Genomic DNA, 20,002 nt, shown 5'->3' on the forward strand with positions numbered 1-20,002 from the left:
CAAAAGTTTGGAATATTTTTTGCAAACTTGAATTAAACGCATTTTTTTTGGCGGAGTACTTAGACTAATGAACGCGCAATTTCAGGTCGCTCAGCTTTCCGGTTCCACTCTCGCCAACAGTTCCGCACCTCCCCGAATTTTCAAGCTGACGAAGCCGATGGGCGACCAGGCGGTGGTCGTCAATCTCGGTTACGACCAGAAGGTCAAGGTCGATTTTTCAGGGATCGCGAATGAGAAGATCACGCTCGTCCATGTCGGCGATAGGTTGATCATCCTGTTCGACAACAAGTCGACCGTGACAGTCGAGCCGTTCTTCGATTCAGGGCATGATGCCCTGAAGAACCTGACTATCGAAGTGGCGCCGGGGCGCGACGTTTCGGTCAGCGAATTCGCAAGCCTGTTTCCGATCACCACGGACCAGTCGATTTTGCCGGCGGCCGGCGAGGGCGGCGGCAATGCCCAAGCCAGCGGCGCGAACTTCAGCAATAGCTCCGTCGATCCGCTGGCAACGGGCAATCCGCTCGACCTGCTCGGACAGGAGTCGCTCGGCACTTTCGCCCTTACTCCCGAGACTTTCAACGGTACCCCGAACGTCGCGCCCTCGGGCAGCTTCACGCTCGCGGGCGTCTTGACGGTTCATGACGAGACGCTCGGTGTACAACTCACCGCAGATGATCAAGCCAATCCACTCTTGCCGGCTGTCTTCCAGCAGGCCGGACTGATTGGGTGGGCGCAGAGCGCCGTGTCCGAAATCGCCGCGGCGAACGTCAACTTCGGCACCAATGGTCCCGGTACGGTGGCCTATGTGCTGACTACGTCGGCCGGCGCCGCATTTGCCGGAGTCGATACCGGATTGAAAGCGACCGCAACCGGGAATGAGATCTTCCTGTTCACGGAAGGAAATCTCATTGTTGCGCGTGAAGGGAACGGCACGACCCCCAACGCCGGCGGCGCAATCGCTTTTGCGCTCTATCTGGATCCCGTCTCCCTCAAGCTGAGCGTCGCACAATATGAGGCCGTTCAGCACAGCAACACGCTCGATCCGAATGATCGGATCGAACTCGCGGACGTTGTTTTCGTTCAGCAAGTCGTCACCGATGCGCTCGGCGTGGTCGTTACGCACGTATCGACAGATTCCATCGGCGTCGCATTCGACGATGACGGTCCGGCCATTTCCGTATCGGTGGTCGAGCCGGTAGAAGGTTCTGCGCAACTGGCGACTTTATCGCTCGATGAATCGATCGGCTTTGATCCCAATCCCGACGGCTTCGCGGGACCGCTTGATGATACCGGCTCGACAATGCCGGATCCGACCGGCTCCGTTCCGATCGGCGAAGTGAAGACGGCCGTTGGCGGCGAAGAGCAGGGACAGGGCGCCCTGCAGGCGCTGTTCAACGTGGTCAAGGATCCCGGAACTGACGGCGAGAAGTCGACCACCTATCAGTACAGCTTCTCGCTAACGGGGGGCTCCGGTCCGTCTGGCAGCGTCGCCAGCACACTGAAGGTGACCGATCCCAGCGGCCTGTACGGTGACGACACCATCTATCTGTTCAAGGTCAGTGACACAGAGATCGTGGGTCGTGTCGGCAACGATCCCAATGGTCCGATCGCGATCCGCATCACGCTCGTCGACGCAGGCAGCCTGTCGGGCGGTCAACTCGTGATCGACCAATACATGGCAATCGACCATGGCCAGGACGGCAACAATTTCGATTCCAGCAAGGCGCTCACGCTGCTCAGTTCCAACCAGGATGAGGGCGAGGTTGTATTTGCAAGCCTTGGCATTACGCTGACGGCGACTATCACCGACGTCGACAACGACACCGCGACATCTTCCGCGACGATCCAGATCGCCGGCGGTGAAACGTCCAGCATCGTCTTCCAGGACGATGGTCCGGTGCTGATCGGCGAGGACGCAGTAATTGCACGTGTCGACGAGGACGGGTTGGTCGGTCACAATGCCGACGCTGCCCGCACGGGCGAGGTCACCGGAACGGGCTCTGCCGTTGCCACCGGTTCGCTCACCTCCCTGGTCGATTTCGGAACCGATGGCGCTGGTGCGAACGCATTCCATCTGGCCACGCAGGCTACGCCGGTCAACTCGGGTCTAACGTCGCAAGGCGCCCAGGTCCTGATCGTGTCTGACGGGACCGCGCTGCATGGCTATGTCGAGACCGGCGCTGCCGGATCGGGCTTTGGGAACGGCGACCGCGAAGTCTTTACCCTGACGGTCGGGGCAGATGGCTCCTACACGTTCACGCTGAAGGATCAAATCGATCATCCATCGCTGAATGGCACGGCCGGTGACAATAGCGAAAACGCGCTGACGACAGCGCTGGACCTATCGGCCTTTGTCATTGCCACCGACGGTGACGGCGACAGCATCACGCTTGGTGCTGGAACGTTCAAGATGGAGGTGCAGGATGACATTCCCGTTCTGACGGGCGCCTCCATTGCCCGCACGGTCGATGAGGACGACATCCTGACGCCGTGGTCGCAGGGCACCAGCCCGTATGACGGCGGCAATGTCGACGGCTCGACCACCGAGATCTTTACCGGTGCCGCGTTCGTGTCGGGCACGCTGGCTGGCCTGGTTTCGGTCGGTGCTGACGAGACGGGGACATTCGGCTTCTCGTCGGACGCCATTGCGAAACTGAGCGCGCTTGGCTTGTACTCAAAGCAATCCGCCCAGGGCGACGGCGAGAACGGCAAGCTGCTGACCTATGTGATTTCGAACGGCCCCGTTGGCTCCCACGAAATCATCATCACGGGCAACGAGCCCAATCCCAATGGCAACCCGGTTTTCTCGCTCACCCTGAACACCGAGACCGGCGCGTACGAATTCCGCCTCTATGACGAACTGATTCATACGGAGGGTAGCGGCCAGAACAGCGATCTGCGCTCCGGCCCGCTCGACAATGGCGTCCAGCATTCGATTCCCAACATCGACCTTGGCTCCATCGTCACCTTCACTGACAAGGATGGCGATACCATCTCCTTGACCGGCAAGTTCACGATCAACGTGACCGATGACGTTCCGCATGCCGATATCGATCTCGGTTGGGGTTCGGTCACCGTCGACGAAACTCCAGGCAACCAGGCGGACGATACGACGGCAAGCAGCGTCAGGAATCTGTTCGCCAAGCTCGAAGCGACGGGTGTCGTCGGCGATGATCCGGACGTGCCGGGCGACAACAATGGTGGCAATTCGGGCAACGGCGCAATCGCCTACGCGCGGTCGGATTTCGCTGTTGTTATTGACGATTCGACTATCGGCGCGGACTATCCGCCTTATCCGCACAGGTTCTCATTGAGTGTGGCAGGCGGCAACGGAACGGATTCCGGCCTGTTCGTGACCGACGGTGGCAAGATCGTCCTTTCCGTCAATGCCGACGGCCTGATCCTCGGTACTGTTTCCGACGTCAACAGCGCCTTCAACGGCAATGTCGCGTTCGCGATTGCCATCGATTCAGACGGCAAGGTCAGCGTCGCTCAATATCTCTCGATCAAGCATGACGACCGCGGCGATTTCAACGAAACCAACGACAACGGCACCAACGCCAATGACGCGTCGCCCGACGACCCGCTGACGGTCCAGCAGAATCTCGACGGCAAGATCATTGCCACGCTTACCGTCACCGATTCCGACGGCGACAAGTCGTCCGACTCGGTCAATATCGGCAAGCTGATCACCTTCCTCGATGACGGTCCGTCGGTCGAAGCAAATGCCGCGAGCGGCTTCTCCGTTGTTCATGACGAGACGCCGGACGTTCAGTCATCCGACGACGATACGACGGTGCAGGCGGTCAGGGATTTGTTCGCCAATGTTCACCACAAGGGCTCGGATCCGCATCTTACGAGCGCCCAAAAGGTCGATGGCGCGATCGGATTTGCGCAGAGTGAGGGCGCGGCGCTGACGGTTTCGACCAATTTCGGCGCCGACGGTGCGGCGAGCTCCAATTCCAAGGTGTTTTCGCTCACCTTAAACGGCGGAAACGGCACCAATTCCGGCCTCGAAACGGCCGATGGCAAGGACATCTACCTGTTCAAGGAAGGCGATCTGATCGTCGGCCGCTATGACGGTCTAGACTCTGGATCGAGCACGACCAATACCGGAAGCGACTCGGCGGCGTTTGCGATCGCGATCGATCCGGTCACCGGCAAGGTTTCAGTAGTCCAGTACGTCTCGCTGGAACACAATAATACGGGCGACGCGGACGAGTATGTTGCGATCGCAAGCAATAAGGTTTTTGCCACGGTTACGGTCACCGATGGTGACGGCGACCCCGCGAGGGCTTCGGCGGATATTTCCGGCAAGATCCGTTTTGAGGATGACGGCCCGACGATCACCGGGGCCACGATCTCGGTTGCCGTGGATGAAGACGGATTGCCCGCGGGCAATCTCGATGCAAATCGTACTGGCGAAACCACCGGCACGGGTTCGGCCATTGCCGTGGGCGCGCTGAATGCGCTGGTCAATTTCGGTGCGGATGGTCCGGCTTCAACGGCATTCGATCTCGTCGTTCAGAACAGCCCGATCAACACCGGCCTGGAGTCCAAGGGCGGCGACATATTGATCGTATCCGACGGCAATACGCTGCGCGGTTACGTCAATCAGGGCGGGAATTCCGGTTACCAGGCCGGCACCGATCGCGAGGTCTTCACGCTCACGGTCGGGTCCAACGGTTCCTATGTCTTCACGCTCAAGGACCAGATCGATCATCCGTCGCTGAACGGCCAAAACGGTGACAACACCGAAAACCTGCTGACGACAGCGCTTGATCTGTCCGAATACATCATCGTTACCGACGGCGATGGCGACACGGTCAAGCTGCCGACCGGTGCGTTTACGATCCAGATCCGGGACGATATTCCCGTTGCGAAATCGAACGCGATAGTATCGGTCGACGAAGACGACCTGACCGCGGGTAACCACGATACGATTGCTGCGGGCGATGATGCCGCATCGCTCTCCCCCGTTACCGGTACCTTGAATTTCTCGGTCGGGGCGGATGAGCCAGCCTCGGTTGGATTCGCTTCGCTGCATGGAGCTGCGGTGGTCGATACGGCTGCCAACGCCGTCACGGCTGGCAATGCGGCGCTTCACTATTATTGGGATAGCGCCTCCAACACGCTCTATGCATCGACGTTGGCAGATACGCTCGCGCACGCGACCGCTACGGCAGCGTTCAAGATCCAGGTTACCAATGCCGCCACTGGCGCCTATAGCTTCTCGCTGCTTGGCCAGGTCGATCATCCCGTCCACGATGATCCCAACGTTGCCGGATCGCAGACGGCTTATGAAGATAACATAAACATCGATCTGACCTACACGGTCACCGATCGGGACGGGGACTCGGCGACAGGCACGCTGGCGATCTCGATCGACGACGATATGCCGATCATCGAGTCGGCGGTCGCGCCAAACAACCTGGTAGTCAACGGGAGCTTCGAGCATGGCCACGATCTCGGCAATAATCAATGGTCGATCTACCATAGTGTTGACGGCTGGAAGTCCGTGGACATCGGCACCTCGGGCCCACACGGTGATGTGCCGTTCGAAGTGCAGACCGGCAATGTCGGCGGCGTGTTCGCACAGGACGGCAACGCGCTGATCGAGCTCGATTCCGATCTCGGCAGCGGGAATCTGTCCGGTGGCGACCACTACAACGACTCCGGCCACACCAACACGATCATTCAGCAAGTGATTGCCGGTACGCATGCCGGCGAGGCCTATGAACTGACGTTCTACTATTCGCCGCGTCCCAACGAGGGTAACGCCGACAGCGGTAGCCTGAACGTGTTGTGGAACGGGCAGGTGGTGAAATCCATCGACTCGACGGGCATGACGGCGGGTGTCTGGCAACTGATCACCGTCAGCGTGATCGGGACCGGCGCGGGCGATGTGCTCGGCTTCCAAGGGGCCGGGCAGGAGAATTCGCTCGGCGCCTATATCGACAATGTCAGCCTCGTTCCCGTGACCTTCGTCGACGAGGACGGTCTGACTGGACCGCTCGCGTTCGGTAGCCACGACACTCAAGCGGGCGACAACTACGTTGCCGACACGGATGGCGACGCCAATGAGACGACGTCAACAGGCTACCTCAACATCAAGTGGGGTGCCGATAACCTCGATAGCGGCGTGGACATCACTTCGGGTTCGTTCGGCACGCTGACCCAGGATCATCCGGATGGTGTCGGCGATCGCAGCCTGACGTTCGCCAATGCGAGCGTCGGCGTGTCGGGCGTGTCCGCGCTCACCTCGAAGGGCGAGGCGGTGGTGTTCTCGACCAATGCCGATGGCACCATCCTGACTGGCGTCGCCGGTGGACGCACCGTCATTGAAGTATCGTTGTCCGATGAAGGCGCCGGCGCATTCCGCGTCGTGCTGAAGGATCAACTCGACCACGCTGCGGGCAACAACGAGAACGACATCCGCCTGACGTTCAACTATACCGCCACCGATTCCGACGGTGACGCGGTGAACGGTAGCTTCACGATCGGCGTCGACGACGACATGCCGGTGGCGAATGCGGATACCGACTCCGTTTCAAGTGCCGTGCAAACCCTGAATTTCGATGACGTCGTGCTTGCCGAGAATGGCGAGACGCCGATTGCGTCGCCCTATCACGGTTTCAATTTCATTCAGGCGGGTATTTACAATCCTCCGGGCTCCGGACCTTTCGCGAACTATGCGCCTCACTCGGGCAGCAACCTTGTCTTCATTGGGGAAAGGGATGGCTTGGAGAGAGAGGGCTACGCCGGAACGGCGGGCGACCCGATTACCATCACGCATACCGATGGCAGCAAGTTCACGGCGCTTGGAGCATGGTTCTCCGCGAACGGTTCCGAACCGATGACCATTACGGTCTATGGTTATGTGAATGGCGTTCAAGTCAGCAGCTTTTCGCAGGAGATCCATCAGGGCGCAGCCGGTGGGCCGACATATGTGAGTCTCTCCGTTCTGGGCAGCGTCGACAAGATCGTTGTCGACGGCCCCGGTTACTTTGGCTTCGACGATTTTGCATTCGCCGACAATTCAAGTGCTACGGGCAACGTCATAACCGGGGTAGGCACGACCAATTTCGGCGCAGACGTGCTTGGCGCAGACGGCGCGAAAGTTACGGGCGTCGTCGGCGTCACCACTGTCACGACGCCGGACGGCTCGCAAAACTTCCAGGTCATCGGCCAGTACGGCACGCTCGTTCTCAACGAGAACGGCGACTACACCTATACCCGTTTCGACGGGTCGCCGGTTGTTGCGAACGACGTCTTTACGTATGCGCTGACCGACGGCGACGGGGATGTCTCGACCGCGACGTTGACGATCGGCATTTCCGATCACGGCGTCACGATTTCGGGGATCAACAGCGAAGACGGCGATATCACCGTCCAAGAAAACGATCTGCTGGCGAGCCGTGGCGTAGGCGAGTCGGCCGGCTCGAGCCCGGACACCGGAAACCTCTCGCAGAACGGAACATTTACTATTGCGGCGGCCGACGGGCTCAACAGCCTGATGATTGACGGTCACGCCATCGTCACGAACGGAGTTTTTACCGCCACTTCGTTTGCGACGGCAACCGGGAATATTTTTGCAGTAACCGCGTTCAACGGCACCACCGTAAGCTACAGCTACACGCTCGTTGACAACGAGCAGCATGCTTCGCTGCAGGGTAACAACGGCCTGCCCGAAAACCTGAGCGTCGTAGCTACGGACAACGACGGCGAAACTGCTACGTCGACGATCAAAATCAATATCGTCGACGACGCCCCAACAGCGGTGAACGACATCTGGGCAGCGACCATCACCGATGCGACGCTTTTGACCGGCTTGTTGGCCAACGACAAGTTCGGCGCCGATGGTGTCGATACGGATAATTCGCCGCTCATCGGCCAAGTTAGCGTCACCAACGGCGCGCACGGCACCGTCGTGTACAACAACAACGGCACCTTCACCTATACGCCGGACGCTGGCTACACGGGTGCTGACAGCTTCACCTACACGATCAAGGACGGCGACGGCGATACTTCAACGGCAACCGTCACGCTTAGCAGCGTCCAGACGAACTCGTTGCCGACCGCAGGAAACATCTCGGCTTCGGTGGACGACGAAGGTCTTCCGAACGGTATTGCGGGCAGTGCCTTCGCTGACGACCTGTCCGGGCAGGCCATCAGCGCCAGCGGCACCTTGCCGCACAACTACAACACGGACGGCAAAGCGGCCTCGGATCCGATCAACTTCGCGCCGATGGACGGCACGACAGGTCTGGTTGGTTCCGAGAGCGTTACGTATAGCTGGAACGCCACCAACAATACCCTGATCGCATCGTCCGCCGCGCGCGGCGCGATCTTCACGGTCGTCGTGGATGGCGGGTCGGACAATGGCAACGGCAACTATGTGTTCACGCTGCTGAAGCCGGTTCTCCATGATGCGGGCAACAACGAGAACGACGCGACCGTCAACCTGACCTACCAGGTCAAGGACGCCACGCTGCCTATCGCCGACAAGGCTACCGGCACGTTGGCCATCACCATCGATGACGACATTCCGGTCGCCGCGCCGATCGTCAAGACCGTGACCGAGGGATCCTCGGACACCAACATCCTGCTGATCCTCGATCGTTCCGGAAGTATGGACTTCAGTTCAGGCGTCTCCGGTTACGCAACGCGCCTCGACCTGCTCAAGGCGGCTGCCAAGGAATTGCTCGATCAGTATGACGCCGTTGGCGACGTCAAGGTCCAGATCATCAAGTTCAACGACTCCGCGCAGAAGCAGGGCAGCGTGTGGCTGTCGGTCGCGGATGCAAAGACCTACATTGATGGCCTGACGGCGAATGATGGCACCGACTACGACGATGCCACGTCGCTTGCGCCTGACGCCTTCGATGATGCGGGCAAGCTGACGACGGCCGGTGTGCGCAATGTTTCCTACTTCATTTCGGACGGGCAACCAGATCCGACCAGCGAACAAGTGTCCGGCGACGAACTCACGGATTGGGTCAACTTCGTCAACGCCAACGACGTCGTATCTTATGCAATCGGACTGGGCTCCTCGGCGCCCAGCACCTACCTCGATCCGCTGGCCTATGACGGCACCGGCGCCGGCACCGATACGGATGCCCTGATCGTCACCGACCTCAACCAGCTCCAGTCGAGCCTGGCGGGGACGATAAGTCCGTCGATTTCGGGCTCGGTGATCGACGGCAGCATTCCGACTTCGTTCGGTGCTGACGGCGGATATGTGAAGTCGATCGAAATCGGCGGCAAGACCTACACTTACAACCCTGCGACTGACGCGATCACCACGTCGGGTTCGGGGTCGAACACCGCCACTTTCAATGCTACCACCAACCAGTTGACGATCACGTTCACCGGCAGCGCCGGCGAGAGTTTCGTCATTGATCTGGATGACGGCGCCTATGCCTACACGCCGCCGTCCACGATCACGTCCAATTTCGGCCGTCCCTTCACCTACACTTTGACGGACAATGACGGCGATACCGGCAGCTCGACGCTGACGATCAACGTCAACAATGTAAACGAAGCGCCGGTTCTCGACGCCACGGATTCACCGGTCATTGCGGCCGTCAATGAAGATGCGCCTGCGCCGTCCGGCGCCGTAGGCACGCTTGTCTCCGCACTGGTCGATACGGCCGGCGGCGGCTTTGATAACGTGACGGATGCAGATGGTCCTGGCCTGGGCATTGCCATCACGGCTACCAACAGCGCGAACGGCACCTGGCACTACTCGACCAACAATGGAGTCACTTGGGCTGCGGTGGGAGCGGTCAGCAGCACCGGCGCGCTGCTGCTTGCAGCAGATGCCGGTACCCGGCTGTATTTCAAGCCGTCAGCCGATTACAACGGCACGGTGACAGACGGCATCACGTTCCGCGCTTGGGATGAGAGCACCGGCACCGCCGGCACCAAGGTGGACGCCTCGTCCAACGGCGGCAGCTCTGCGTTCTCGAGCGCCACCGATACGGCATCGGTCACTGTCAATTCGGTGAACGACGCGCCGACGGCGACGATTACGCTGGCTTCCTACAGCGCAACAGAGCAAACGAACCTGAACCTCCACAACACCGGCCTTTCGGTGGGCGACATCGATGCGGGCAGCAATGTCATCTCCATGACTTTGTCGGTCGGAACTGGAGTCCTGACCGTGGGGGCCGGTAACAGTGGCGTCGACAGCATCACCGGCAATGGGACTTCCTCAGTCACGATCACCGGCACACTCGCGGAGCTCAACAATCTGCTGGCCGGCACCGACACAAATGGGGGAGGGGTCGGAAGTGGCGGCACGATCGTCTACAACGCCAATGTGAATGCGCCGCCGGCGAATACGACGCTAACTCTGCTGGTCAATGACACAGGCGACACCGGCAGCGGTGGCTCGCTGAACGCCGCCGATACCGCGACGATCAACGTCACCGCGGTGAACGATGCGCCGGTCAATGTTCTGCCTGATTTGATTGCGATCGCCGAGGATACGGCTGCGCGGCTTACTACCATCCAGATTTCCGATGCTGATGCGGGCACTGGTAACGTCACCGTTACGCTTTCGATCGGCAGCGGTGCGCTATCGGCGATCTCTGCCGGCGGCGTTACGGTCGGCGGCTCGGCCACGGCGCTGACCCTCACGGGAACGGTGGATAATATCAACGCGTTCTTGTCGAACGCGGCGCAGAGCGTAACCTACACTCCGGTTGCCAATTCCAGCACCGACGTGACGCTTACCGTTACAACTAACGACGGTGGTAATCTCGGTACCGGCGGTGCAAAATCCGATACGGATACGCTTACGCTCGATCTACAGGCGGCGAACGACGCGCCGACGGCGACGATTACGCCGGCGTCCTACAGCGCAACCGAGCAGACGAACCTGAACCTCCACAACACCGGTATGTCGATTGCCGACATCGATGCGGGCAGCAACGTCATCTCCATGACATTGTCGGTCGGAACTGGAACGCTGACCGTTACGGCCGGCAACAGCGGTATCAATAGTATCACCGGCAGCGGGACCTCCTCTGTCACGGTCACCGGGACGCTCGAGGAGCTCAACAATCTGCTGGCCGGCACCGATACCAATGGGGGTTGGTTCGGAAGTGGCGGTACGATCGTCTATAACGCCAATGTGGATGCACCGCCGGCGAATACGACGCTGACGCTGCTGGTCAACGACACCGGCGACACCGGCAGCGGTGGCTCGCTGACCGCCACCGATACCGCGACGATCAACATCACCGCGGTGAACGATGCGCCGACTGCTGCCGCAGATACGGTCATTACCAATATCGGCAACAATGCAGCCGTTGTGATCCCGGAATGGGCGCTGGTAGGCAACGATACCGACCTGGACAACGTACTGGATGTCACTGCGGTCAGCGCAGGCACCAGCGGTATGACCTCGCATGCGGCCGGGACAGGCAACGGCGGGTCCGTCACGTTTACGGATGACGGGAGCAACTTGAACGGCGGTAACAACGGCTCGTTCACCTATAAGGCCACTGATGGATCTGCCACGGCGGCGGCTGTCACAGTGACGATCGACAACAGATCGACGAGCACAACGACCCTGACCGGTGGTAGCTCCAACGAAATTCTGATCGGTAGGTCTGGGGCTTCCAACGCGCTTAACGGCGATAATGGAAATGACGTTCTGATCGGCAACGATCTCGCCGATACACTTAACGGTGGCGACGGGCGCGACATCATGTTTGGTGGTGCTAGCGGGGATACGTTTAGCATCTTTAGTGGCGAATCTGCAGTTACTATCGGAGGCAGCGGAGACGGCGGAACGATTGCCGGCTACGATATTATCAAGGACTTCAATGTTACTGCTGACAAGCTAACGCTCAGTGGCACGCCTTTTGCTGCGTCGAATACGGTGGGTACGAACGGATCCAACTCGGACCTGACGATCGGTGGAAATCAGGTAAGATCGCACGCCATTTCGAACGGCATTATCACGTTTGATGATGCGGACACCTTCAGTAGCGCGCTCACGCTTGATTCAATCCAGGATGTCGCTGCTGTAGTCGATTATCTACAGCAAAACGATTTGGGCAGCGGCGGCGCTACGGTAGCTTTCACGGCCACGATCGACGGTGTCAACCACACCTATGTTTACGAGCAGGTGGCCAATAGCCAGAGCGACAATAACGATATCCTTGTCGATCTGGAGAATGTTACCCTGACGAGTGGCGGGACCAGCCTCGCGACGTTGGTCGGGAACGGGCGCGTCGATCCTATCGTTCTTGATCTCGGAGCTCACGGCATTTCGTTCAGCTCCATCAGCGACGGGGTCCAGTTCGACATCAATGGCGATGGTGCACAAGACCAGACTGCCTGGACCGCCGATGGCCAGGACGGCATTCTTGCGCTGGATCTCGACGGCTCCGGCAAGATCGAAAGTGGCAACGAGCTGTTCACGCCGAACTTTAATGGCGGCCACTTCGCCGACGGTATCGCCGCGCTGGCGAGCCTCGACGGCAACGATGATGGCGTGATCGACGCTAAGGATCAGGCGTTTGGCGATCTCGTGATGTGGCAGGACGCCAATCACAACGGCGTCAGCGAGGACGGCGAACTGATCAAGCTCAGCGATCTCGGCATCAAGAGCATCGATCTTGCGACGACGGCTGGTACTCCCATCGACGGACAGACGATTGCGGGGGTCGGTTCGTTTACTTATGCCGACGGCACCATCGGCACCTTCGTCGAGGTCGATCTCGATGCGTCGCTCGGGGCATCTGCTCCGGCCGATACGGCCTACCACGAGCTGCCGCATGGGTTCGACCAGATCCTCGACTTCGGACCGGGCCATGGCGAGCTGAGCTTCCCGCCGGGGGGACTGGGCTCCCAAGGCGAAGGCGAGCTGACGCATTTCGCTACCGCCGACCAGCCGCTCACGCACGACGCCTTCGGCGACACCTCGGCAGCGGCTGCGAAGATGGCTCTTGCCGTCATCCAGGCCGGCGGTACGGTGGATACGGCTCATCTGCAGCCGGGTCTCTGAGCTGACGCACCGAATTGAAGAAGCCCGCCGGATCGGTCCGGCGGGCTTTTGTCTTGCCGCTCCGATGGGCGCGGAGCGTATGCGCTACATCAGCAGGGGCAGGGTGTTCAGCCCGGATGCGCTATCTGCTGGCGCACCGACGCCAATAGCCTTGCCGCTGACGTCCGCAGCCGGCGCCGCCTCGAGTTCACCGCCTACAAGCGGGCGGTTCGCATAGGGCGTGGCGAAGAGGTGAACGCCCTGATGATCGATCGCGAACAGCGGCGTGAAGCGCGTGGCTTCGGAATCCGCTATCAACGTCGAGAACCGGTTGTCCAGCAACAGCCAGTGGCCGTCCACACGCGCCGCCAATACCGCGTGGTCCTGACGGACCATACGGTCGCGGACCAGCACGAGCTGCAGGTCGTTGCGGGGAAAGCCCGCGGCGCTCAGCGCGACATATTTGGCGACCGCATAATCTTCGCAGTCGCCTTTCGCCGACGCGAACGTCGCAAGCGGCGTGCTCCATCGATCGGGCTCGCCGTGCTGGGAGAGGTCGCTGACGTAGCGGACGGCCGCGTTGACGCCCCGGTTGGCCTCATCAAGCTTGTCGCGTCCCAACTTCGCCCCGACCGCGTTGACGAGCCGCAGGAATTGGGCGGCGTGGGCGGGACAATTGTCGGCGTCCGCCCGGCAATGATCGAGGATAGCCTGCTCCTTCACCAAGGCGGCTTCGACACCGCGCCATTTGCGCCAGAGGAGGCCGTCGGGCGCGCGGAATGTGAACAATCCGAACGGTTCGGCACCTACCGCGGGCGCTTCCCTAAGCGCAGGCGGCGCATCCGTTGCCGTGTTCGAAGGGGTGAGGGCGGCGAGGCGGACCGCATCGGTGATGCTCCGATCACGCTGACGATCATGCTTGGCAAGGACGGCATTGATGCTGAAGAATTTCGCCGGCGACGCCTGGTCGCCGCCCGGCGCGAGATCTGCCCTGGCCTCTTCCAGCGACGCATCCTCGGCAGCCAATGCTTCGGATGCAGCGCCAACACAGAGCGCGAGAATGATCCCCGCGGCCAACGTATGCAAGCGTGGGCTCCGCAGTTTTACGCGCGGCGTCATGACGTCCCCTTTGTCAGGAGCGTCAGTCAACGTCTTTGCGTCGATCGGCCGCCCCAATCTGTTATCGGGACGGAAACTGCGGCCTTCGCCGCTTATGGTGAGTTAAGGGGAGGCAGGGGTAGAGGAAATGTCGGAAAAGGCTGTCAATTGCCGGTTTTCCGGATGCCTCAAAATCACTTCAAAGTTGAACGGGTCACAGCAACGTTCCGTTAAGCAACATGCTCACCGCTCGCGCATGGCCTCGTCCCGCAGGGTACGGGCCGGCTTGAGAAGGTAATCGAGCACGGATTTCTCGCCTGTCAGGATCTCGACCGTCGCGACCATGCCGGGAATGATCGGCAAAGAGTTTTCGGTCGTGCCGAGATGGTTTTTATCGGTACGAACCATCACGCGATAAAAGGTTTCCTGGCGCTCCGACCGGTCGGCCGCCTTATCATCGACGATAGTATCGGCACTTATCCGCTCCACCTTGCCCTTTAGCGAGCCGTACACCGACGAGTCATAGGCCGAGAGCTTTACCACCGCGTCCTGATTGGGGCGGATGAAGGCGATATCCTGGGGCCGTATGCGGCCTTCCACCAGCAGCGTGTCATCCAGTGGGATGATATCCATCACATTGGCGCCGGGCTGAACCACCGCACCGATCGTCGTCACGTTCAATTTATTAACGATGCCATGCACCGGCGCCTTCAGGTCAGTGCGTCGCACACGATCTTGCGCGGATTTGATGTTTTCATCGAGCACCGCAAGATCTCCCTTTGATTTGGCCAGATCTTCGTCTGCCTGCGATCGAAAGGACGCAAGGGTATTGGCGATCTTCGATTGTGCCTCGGCGAGCTGCCCGCGCATTTCGGTGGCCTGGCGGTCGAGCCGCAGCATCTCGATCTCGGGTACGACCTTCTGCTCATAGAGCCTGCGGGTGAGTTCGAGTTCGCGTTCCAGAAGCTTGAGCGTGCCCGTCAGTCTGGTTACCTGTTGCTTTAGGACGTCCACATCCTGCGCCAACTTTTGTCCACGCATCTTGAAAACGCTGGTCTCGGTAGCGACTGCCGCCGGAACCACTTGGTCGAGTTGTTCGGGGAACGTGATCTCGCTTCGTCCGCGCGCCTCTGCCTCTAGTCGTGCAACGCGCGCCGCCATCGCACCGCGTCGTTCCCTGATCTCACCAAACTCGGACGCGAATTTGGTGTCGTCGATTCGCATCAGCGACTGGCCCTGATTAACGATGGCGCCCTCCTGAACGAGGATGTCACCGACGATACCGCCTTCAAGGGTCTGGACGACCTGGGTCTGGCGGGAAGGCACGACGCGGCCATTGCCCCGTTTGACTTCCTCGAGGACCGCGAAATGCGCCCAGACCAGAAACGTCACGAGCAGGGCGAGGAAAGCCTGCAAGAGCATGCGCGAGGTTCGTGGCGTGCGCATTGCTGCTGCCGCACGGATGTCATTGGCGAAGGCAAAATCAGATGCCGGCATTGGGATTTTGCACCAGGGCTGCTGCGCGAGGCGCGACAGTGGGTTGCGCCACGGTTTCGGGCGGAGCTGCCGCAGGCTTGCCTTGCAGCAGAGCGAGGACCTTGTCCCGTGGTCCGTCTGCAACCAGCCGACCATTGTCAAACAGCAGCAGACGATCGACCATTCCGAGAAGCGAAAGGCGATGGGTGGAGATGATGATGGTCATCTGTTCTCCGCGCATGCCCTTGAGCCGTTCCAGGAATTCAGTTTCGCTGCGCACATCAAAATGCGCGGTGGGTTCGTCCAGGAACAGCACGCGAGGCTTCCTGATGAGCACGCGCGCCAGCCCGATCGCCTGTTTCTGCCCGCCCGAAAGACTGCGGCCACCTTCGGCGATGGGCATGTCGTATCCCATGGGATGGCCGGCGATAAAGCTCTCGACGCCGGACAAACGTGCCGCAGCAAGCACCTCTTCGTCCGTCGCCTCGGGCTTGCCCAGCGCAATGTTGTCGCGCAGCTTCCCGAAGAAGAGGTCGGTGTCCTGCATCGCAAATCCGATGCCGGCGCGCAGGTCCGACGGGTCATATTGCCGGGAGTCCACGCCGTCGATCAGGATGCGTCCTTCTTCCGCCTCGTAGAAACTGAGCAGGAGACGTCCGACCGTTGTCTTGCCGGAGCCGACACGGCCGATAATTCCAATTCGTTCGCCGGCCTCGATCTTGAAGGAAACCTTGTCGAGCGCTTTGCCGGGCGCGTTCGGATACGAGAAGCTGACGTTTTCGAAGCTGATGCGGCCCTGCTCGATTGTGCGGGCGACATAGGCGCGCTGCGGAGACCGCTCGCGTTCCAGCGACATGATACGGTCGATCGACTTGAGCGCAGACAATGTCTGGGTGCCGCGTGTGATGACGGACGCGATCCCGGCAATCGGCGCCAAAACCCTGCCAGCCAGCATATTGGCAGCAACGAGGGCGCCAACGCTGAGCTTGCCGTCGAGAATGAGAAACACGCCGACGATGAGCAGAAGGAGGCTGGTAAGCTGTTGCGCCGCATTCGCGCTCGTCAACGTCAGCGACGACCAGAAATGGACGTCTTCTCCCGACCGCGCGGTTGCTGCGACCGACCGTTCCCAGGCCGTTTGCATTCGGGCCTCGGCGCCTGTTGCACGGACCGTTTCCATCCCCGCGAGGGACTCCACCAGCACGCCATGGCGTGCCGCGGACTCGGCCTGCATTCGTTTTATGGCGCGGTCGAGCGGACGCTGCATGGTAAATCCGAGCGCGATCATGATTGGCAGCATCACGAGCGGAATCCACGCCAGCGGACCGGCAATCGTGAACAGGATGGCGATGAAGAGCACGGCGAAAACGAGGTCCGTTGCAGAGACCACGCTGCCGGACGTGAAGAACTCGCGAACCGAATCGAAGTCACGAAGCTGATTGGCGATGATGCCGACTGAGGTTGGACGCTGCGCCATCTTCACCGCCATCACGTGTTCGAAGATGTTGGCGGCGAGAACGACGTCTGCGGTCTTTCCGGTCATGTCGATGATGCGGCTCCGCACGGTGCGCAGCACGAAGTCGAAAACGATCGCGATACCCATTCCGATCGCCAGCGCGACCAGAGAAGGGAGCGCGCCGTTCGGAATGACTCTATCGTACACGCTCATGGTGAACAGCGGCGTCGCCAGCGCGAGCATGTTTATCAGAAAGGCTGCGAGAGCGACGTGCCCGTAGCTGCGCCAATGCACCTTGACGACCGACCAGAACCAGTGGCTCCGGGGAAGATCTCCTGCGGCAACCGCTCGCGCATTGGCTTCGGCCGCAGCTCTCACCAGGAAGGTGTAGCCCGTGTAATCCGCATGAAGCGCTTTGATGCTCTGAACCTGCGGCGCGGCAGGCTGGTTCGTCGGGTCTAGGATCTTGGCGCTTTGGCTGGCCTGATCGATTCCCAGAAGGATCAGCGCCTTGCCGGTCTTCATGATCAGGACCGCAGGGAGAACGATGGCGGGAATGTCGAGGATGTCCCGCTTGATCGCCTCCGTTTCCAGTCCGGCCCGCCTCGCGGCACGGTCATAGAGGGCGACCGACAGCCGTCCATCAAGGATGGGCAACCCGCCCAGCAACGCCTCGCGACTTACCGCTCGGCCATGATGGGCAGCCAGATAGGTCAGAGATGCTGCGAGGGGGTCCCGACCTGGCCGATGGACGTCGGCGGCGCTAACGACCCCGTCCGCCTCGTCTTTGGCCGGCCGGGCTTGCGCCTGTTTGGAGGTCCGGGAGAACAACCTAGTGCCTCTGATCATCAGTAAAGTAAATAAGACCCGCGCAACCGACGCGGCTAATAAGCCGTCAGAATATAATAAATCGCCGTCCGAAGCATGGGCTGGATTCGGCTATTCTTTCAGACAGTTAATTAGCAGACACTTCCGGCGCCATTAACCGCGCCCTTATATTAACTGCTCACCTCAGATAAACTGTCGTTTACTTCTTCTCGGAGGGGAAGGCCGACAGCAGCCAATACGGCTTGCCCTCATGCGCCGAAGCATATGACATCGATAGCTGCGCCGTCGGGTCGACGTGAGTGACGACCGCTTGGCTTGGGCTACGGCCCTGCTTCTGGGCGAACCATTCCGGCGCTCCGAGCATCCTTGCGGCGACGGCCCCACGCGGCCAGCGATCGGTAAAGCCTTCCCGCGGTTCCGCGGTGGCAAAGGCCAAGGGAGCTGCGGAAGCGTCGATGGCCGCATTTGCGACGCGCAGCGGCTCCGATCCGGATTGCGGCAAGGTCACGCGTGGCGTCGAAAACTTGTAGACGGGCAGGCCAAGCGGCGCCAGATCGACCGGTGCTGCATCTACGGGGGGAGGAGCCTTGAGATATTCAAGCAGAGTCCCCATAGCCGCCAGCATCTGATAGTCGGCGAAGACAATGACGCCACGCGAAGAGGTCAGCGAGACGGCGGCATTGAAGTACTGGTTTTGCGCATTCAGCAAATCGATCAGCGAGCGTTGACCGAGTTCGTATTCCTTGTCGAACGCTGCGATCGTCTTGCGGTCCGCCTGTAATTGACGGGTCAGGGCCGCGACACGTGTCGCTGTTACCGTTCGCGCAGCCCAAGCCTTGTCGATGGATTCCAGCGCATCTCGCTGCAACCGCGCGTGACGCATGGTCGCTTCGGTGTGACGCTCGGCCATCTCGGTACGGCGCCAAGAATCCTGGCCGCCGCGGAAGACGTCCCAGGACATCACGACCTTGCCGCTGTAGTCGTCATGGGTGACGCCCAGATACGGATAGGTATTGTCGCTGTGGGTCGCGCGGCCCTCGAGCGAGAGGTTTGGCACGAAAGCGCCGTCCGTGACCCGGAAAGCGTGCTTGGCCGCGTCCACATCTGCCTGCGCGGCCCTGATGGTTGGATTGAAGCGAACCGCGATCGCCAGCGCTTCATCCCTGGTTGCCGGCAACCCAGCCAGCGGGGCGGGGAAGCGCAGATTATACGCCTCGAGTCCCACGACCTTGCGGTACTTGGCCCGGGCCTCCTCCAGATTCCTTCGAAACTCCGCGAGCGTCGCCCTCGCGTTTTCCACGCGCTCCCGCGCCTGTTCCAAGTCGCCTTCGCCGGCCCGGCCGCCCGAGAAGCGGGATTGCACGTTGGAGAATATCCGCTCGTGGTTGGCAATGTTTTGCTGCCCGAGATCAACCAGCCTCATATACCGGACGACATCGACATAGGCTTCCGCTGCATCCAGCGCGATGAGTTCTGTCCGTTCCCGGACCCGGAAGGCGGCCGCGTTAACCCTGGCGGTTTGCCGCCAGATGTCATGAATGGAAGCAAATCCGTCGAACAGTACCTGTCGTACGACAACCGACCCCTGGGTTCCATTTCGCCAAGTGCCAGTTCCGGGCGCGGGAACCGGCAACGCCGAACCGCTCACGACTGCAGCGCTCTGGTCGAATTTTTCAGGACCGTACCGGGCCTCCACCCGAACCTGTGGCAGCAATGTGCTCTGTGTCTGGCGGAGTTCTGACTCTGTTGCGCGCCGATTTGCAGATGCCTCGCCGACGCCTGGATTGGTCAGGGTAGCCTGCTTCAATGCATCGTTAATGGAAAAGGGTTCCGCTGAAACAGGCGCGGTCGTCGCCAAAAGCACACTGGCGACCGCACAAAACCACGATTTCATTGCCCCCGTCCCCACCAACTAAAAAAACTTGCCGTCAAATGACGCTTCAATTGCGTTAAATTAGACACAAGCTAGCAAACGGAACCGGATTCCCCTATGACATTTCAGCCACAGGTTCGCCCAACTTAAGGCATCCTTAAATAACTGTGAGTTCCGTTAATTAGTAGCTTTTAATTCCGACGAGCCCACGGGTTCGGCGGGAACGGCTCGCAGGCATCTAGCGAAACGGCCCCTGGAAAGAAACTGG

5 protein-coding genes are annotated in these 20,002 nt (G+C 60.3%); 1 reads left to right on the forward strand and 4 read right to left on the reverse strand.

All coding sequences use genetic code 11. The features are described 5' to 3' along the window. Nucleotides 1-67: 67 nt before the first annotated feature. Nucleotides 68-13,024: a DUF5801 repeats-in-toxin domain-containing protein gene (locus tag V1273_RS10755; protein WP_334409564.1), complete on the forward strand. Its 12,957-nt coding sequence runs from the start codon at nucleotides 68-70 to the stop codon at nucleotides 13,022-13,024. 84 nt (nucleotides 13,025-13,108) lie between these two features. Here V1273_RS10755 and V1273_RS10760 read toward each other — a convergent pair whose 3' ends face one another. The 4 genes from V1273_RS10760 to V1273_RS10775 form a co-directional block, all read right to left on the reverse strand. Then, a complete protein-coding gene (locus V1273_RS10760) occupies nucleotides 13,109-14,089 on the reverse strand; it encodes a transglutaminase-like cysteine peptidase (RefSeq protein ID WP_334367667.1) in 981 nt (326 codons plus the stop codon). Between the two features lie 255 nt (nucleotides 14,090-14,344). Further along, nucleotides 14,345-15,598 (reverse strand): HlyD family type I secretion periplasmic adaptor subunit, encoded by a 1,254-nt coding sequence (locus V1273_RS10765; RefSeq protein WP_334367668.1) that lies wholly within the window; start codon nucleotides 15,596-15,598, stop codon nucleotides 14,345-14,347. Further along, complete coding sequence (locus V1273_RS10770) at nucleotides 15,585-17,882, reverse strand: type I secretion system permease/ATPase (protein ID WP_334409566.1); 2,298 nt, start codon at nucleotides 17,880-17,882, stop codon at nucleotides 15,585-15,587. The genes V1273_RS10765 and V1273_RS10770 overlap by 14 nt, the downstream gene beginning before the upstream one ends. A gap of 178 nt (nucleotides 17,883-18,060) precedes the next feature. After that, nucleotides 18,061-19,755 (reverse strand): TolC family outer membrane protein, encoded by a 1,695-nt coding sequence (locus V1273_RS10775; RefSeq protein ID WP_334409567.1) that lies wholly within the window; start codon nucleotides 19,753-19,755, stop codon nucleotides 18,061-18,063. Nucleotides 19,756-20,002 lie beyond the last annotated feature (247 nt).

Source organism: Bradyrhizobium sp. AZCC 1721 (assembly GCF_036924715.1).
GTDB lineage: Bacteria > Pseudomonadota > Alphaproteobacteria > Rhizobiales > Xanthobacteraceae > Bradyrhizobium.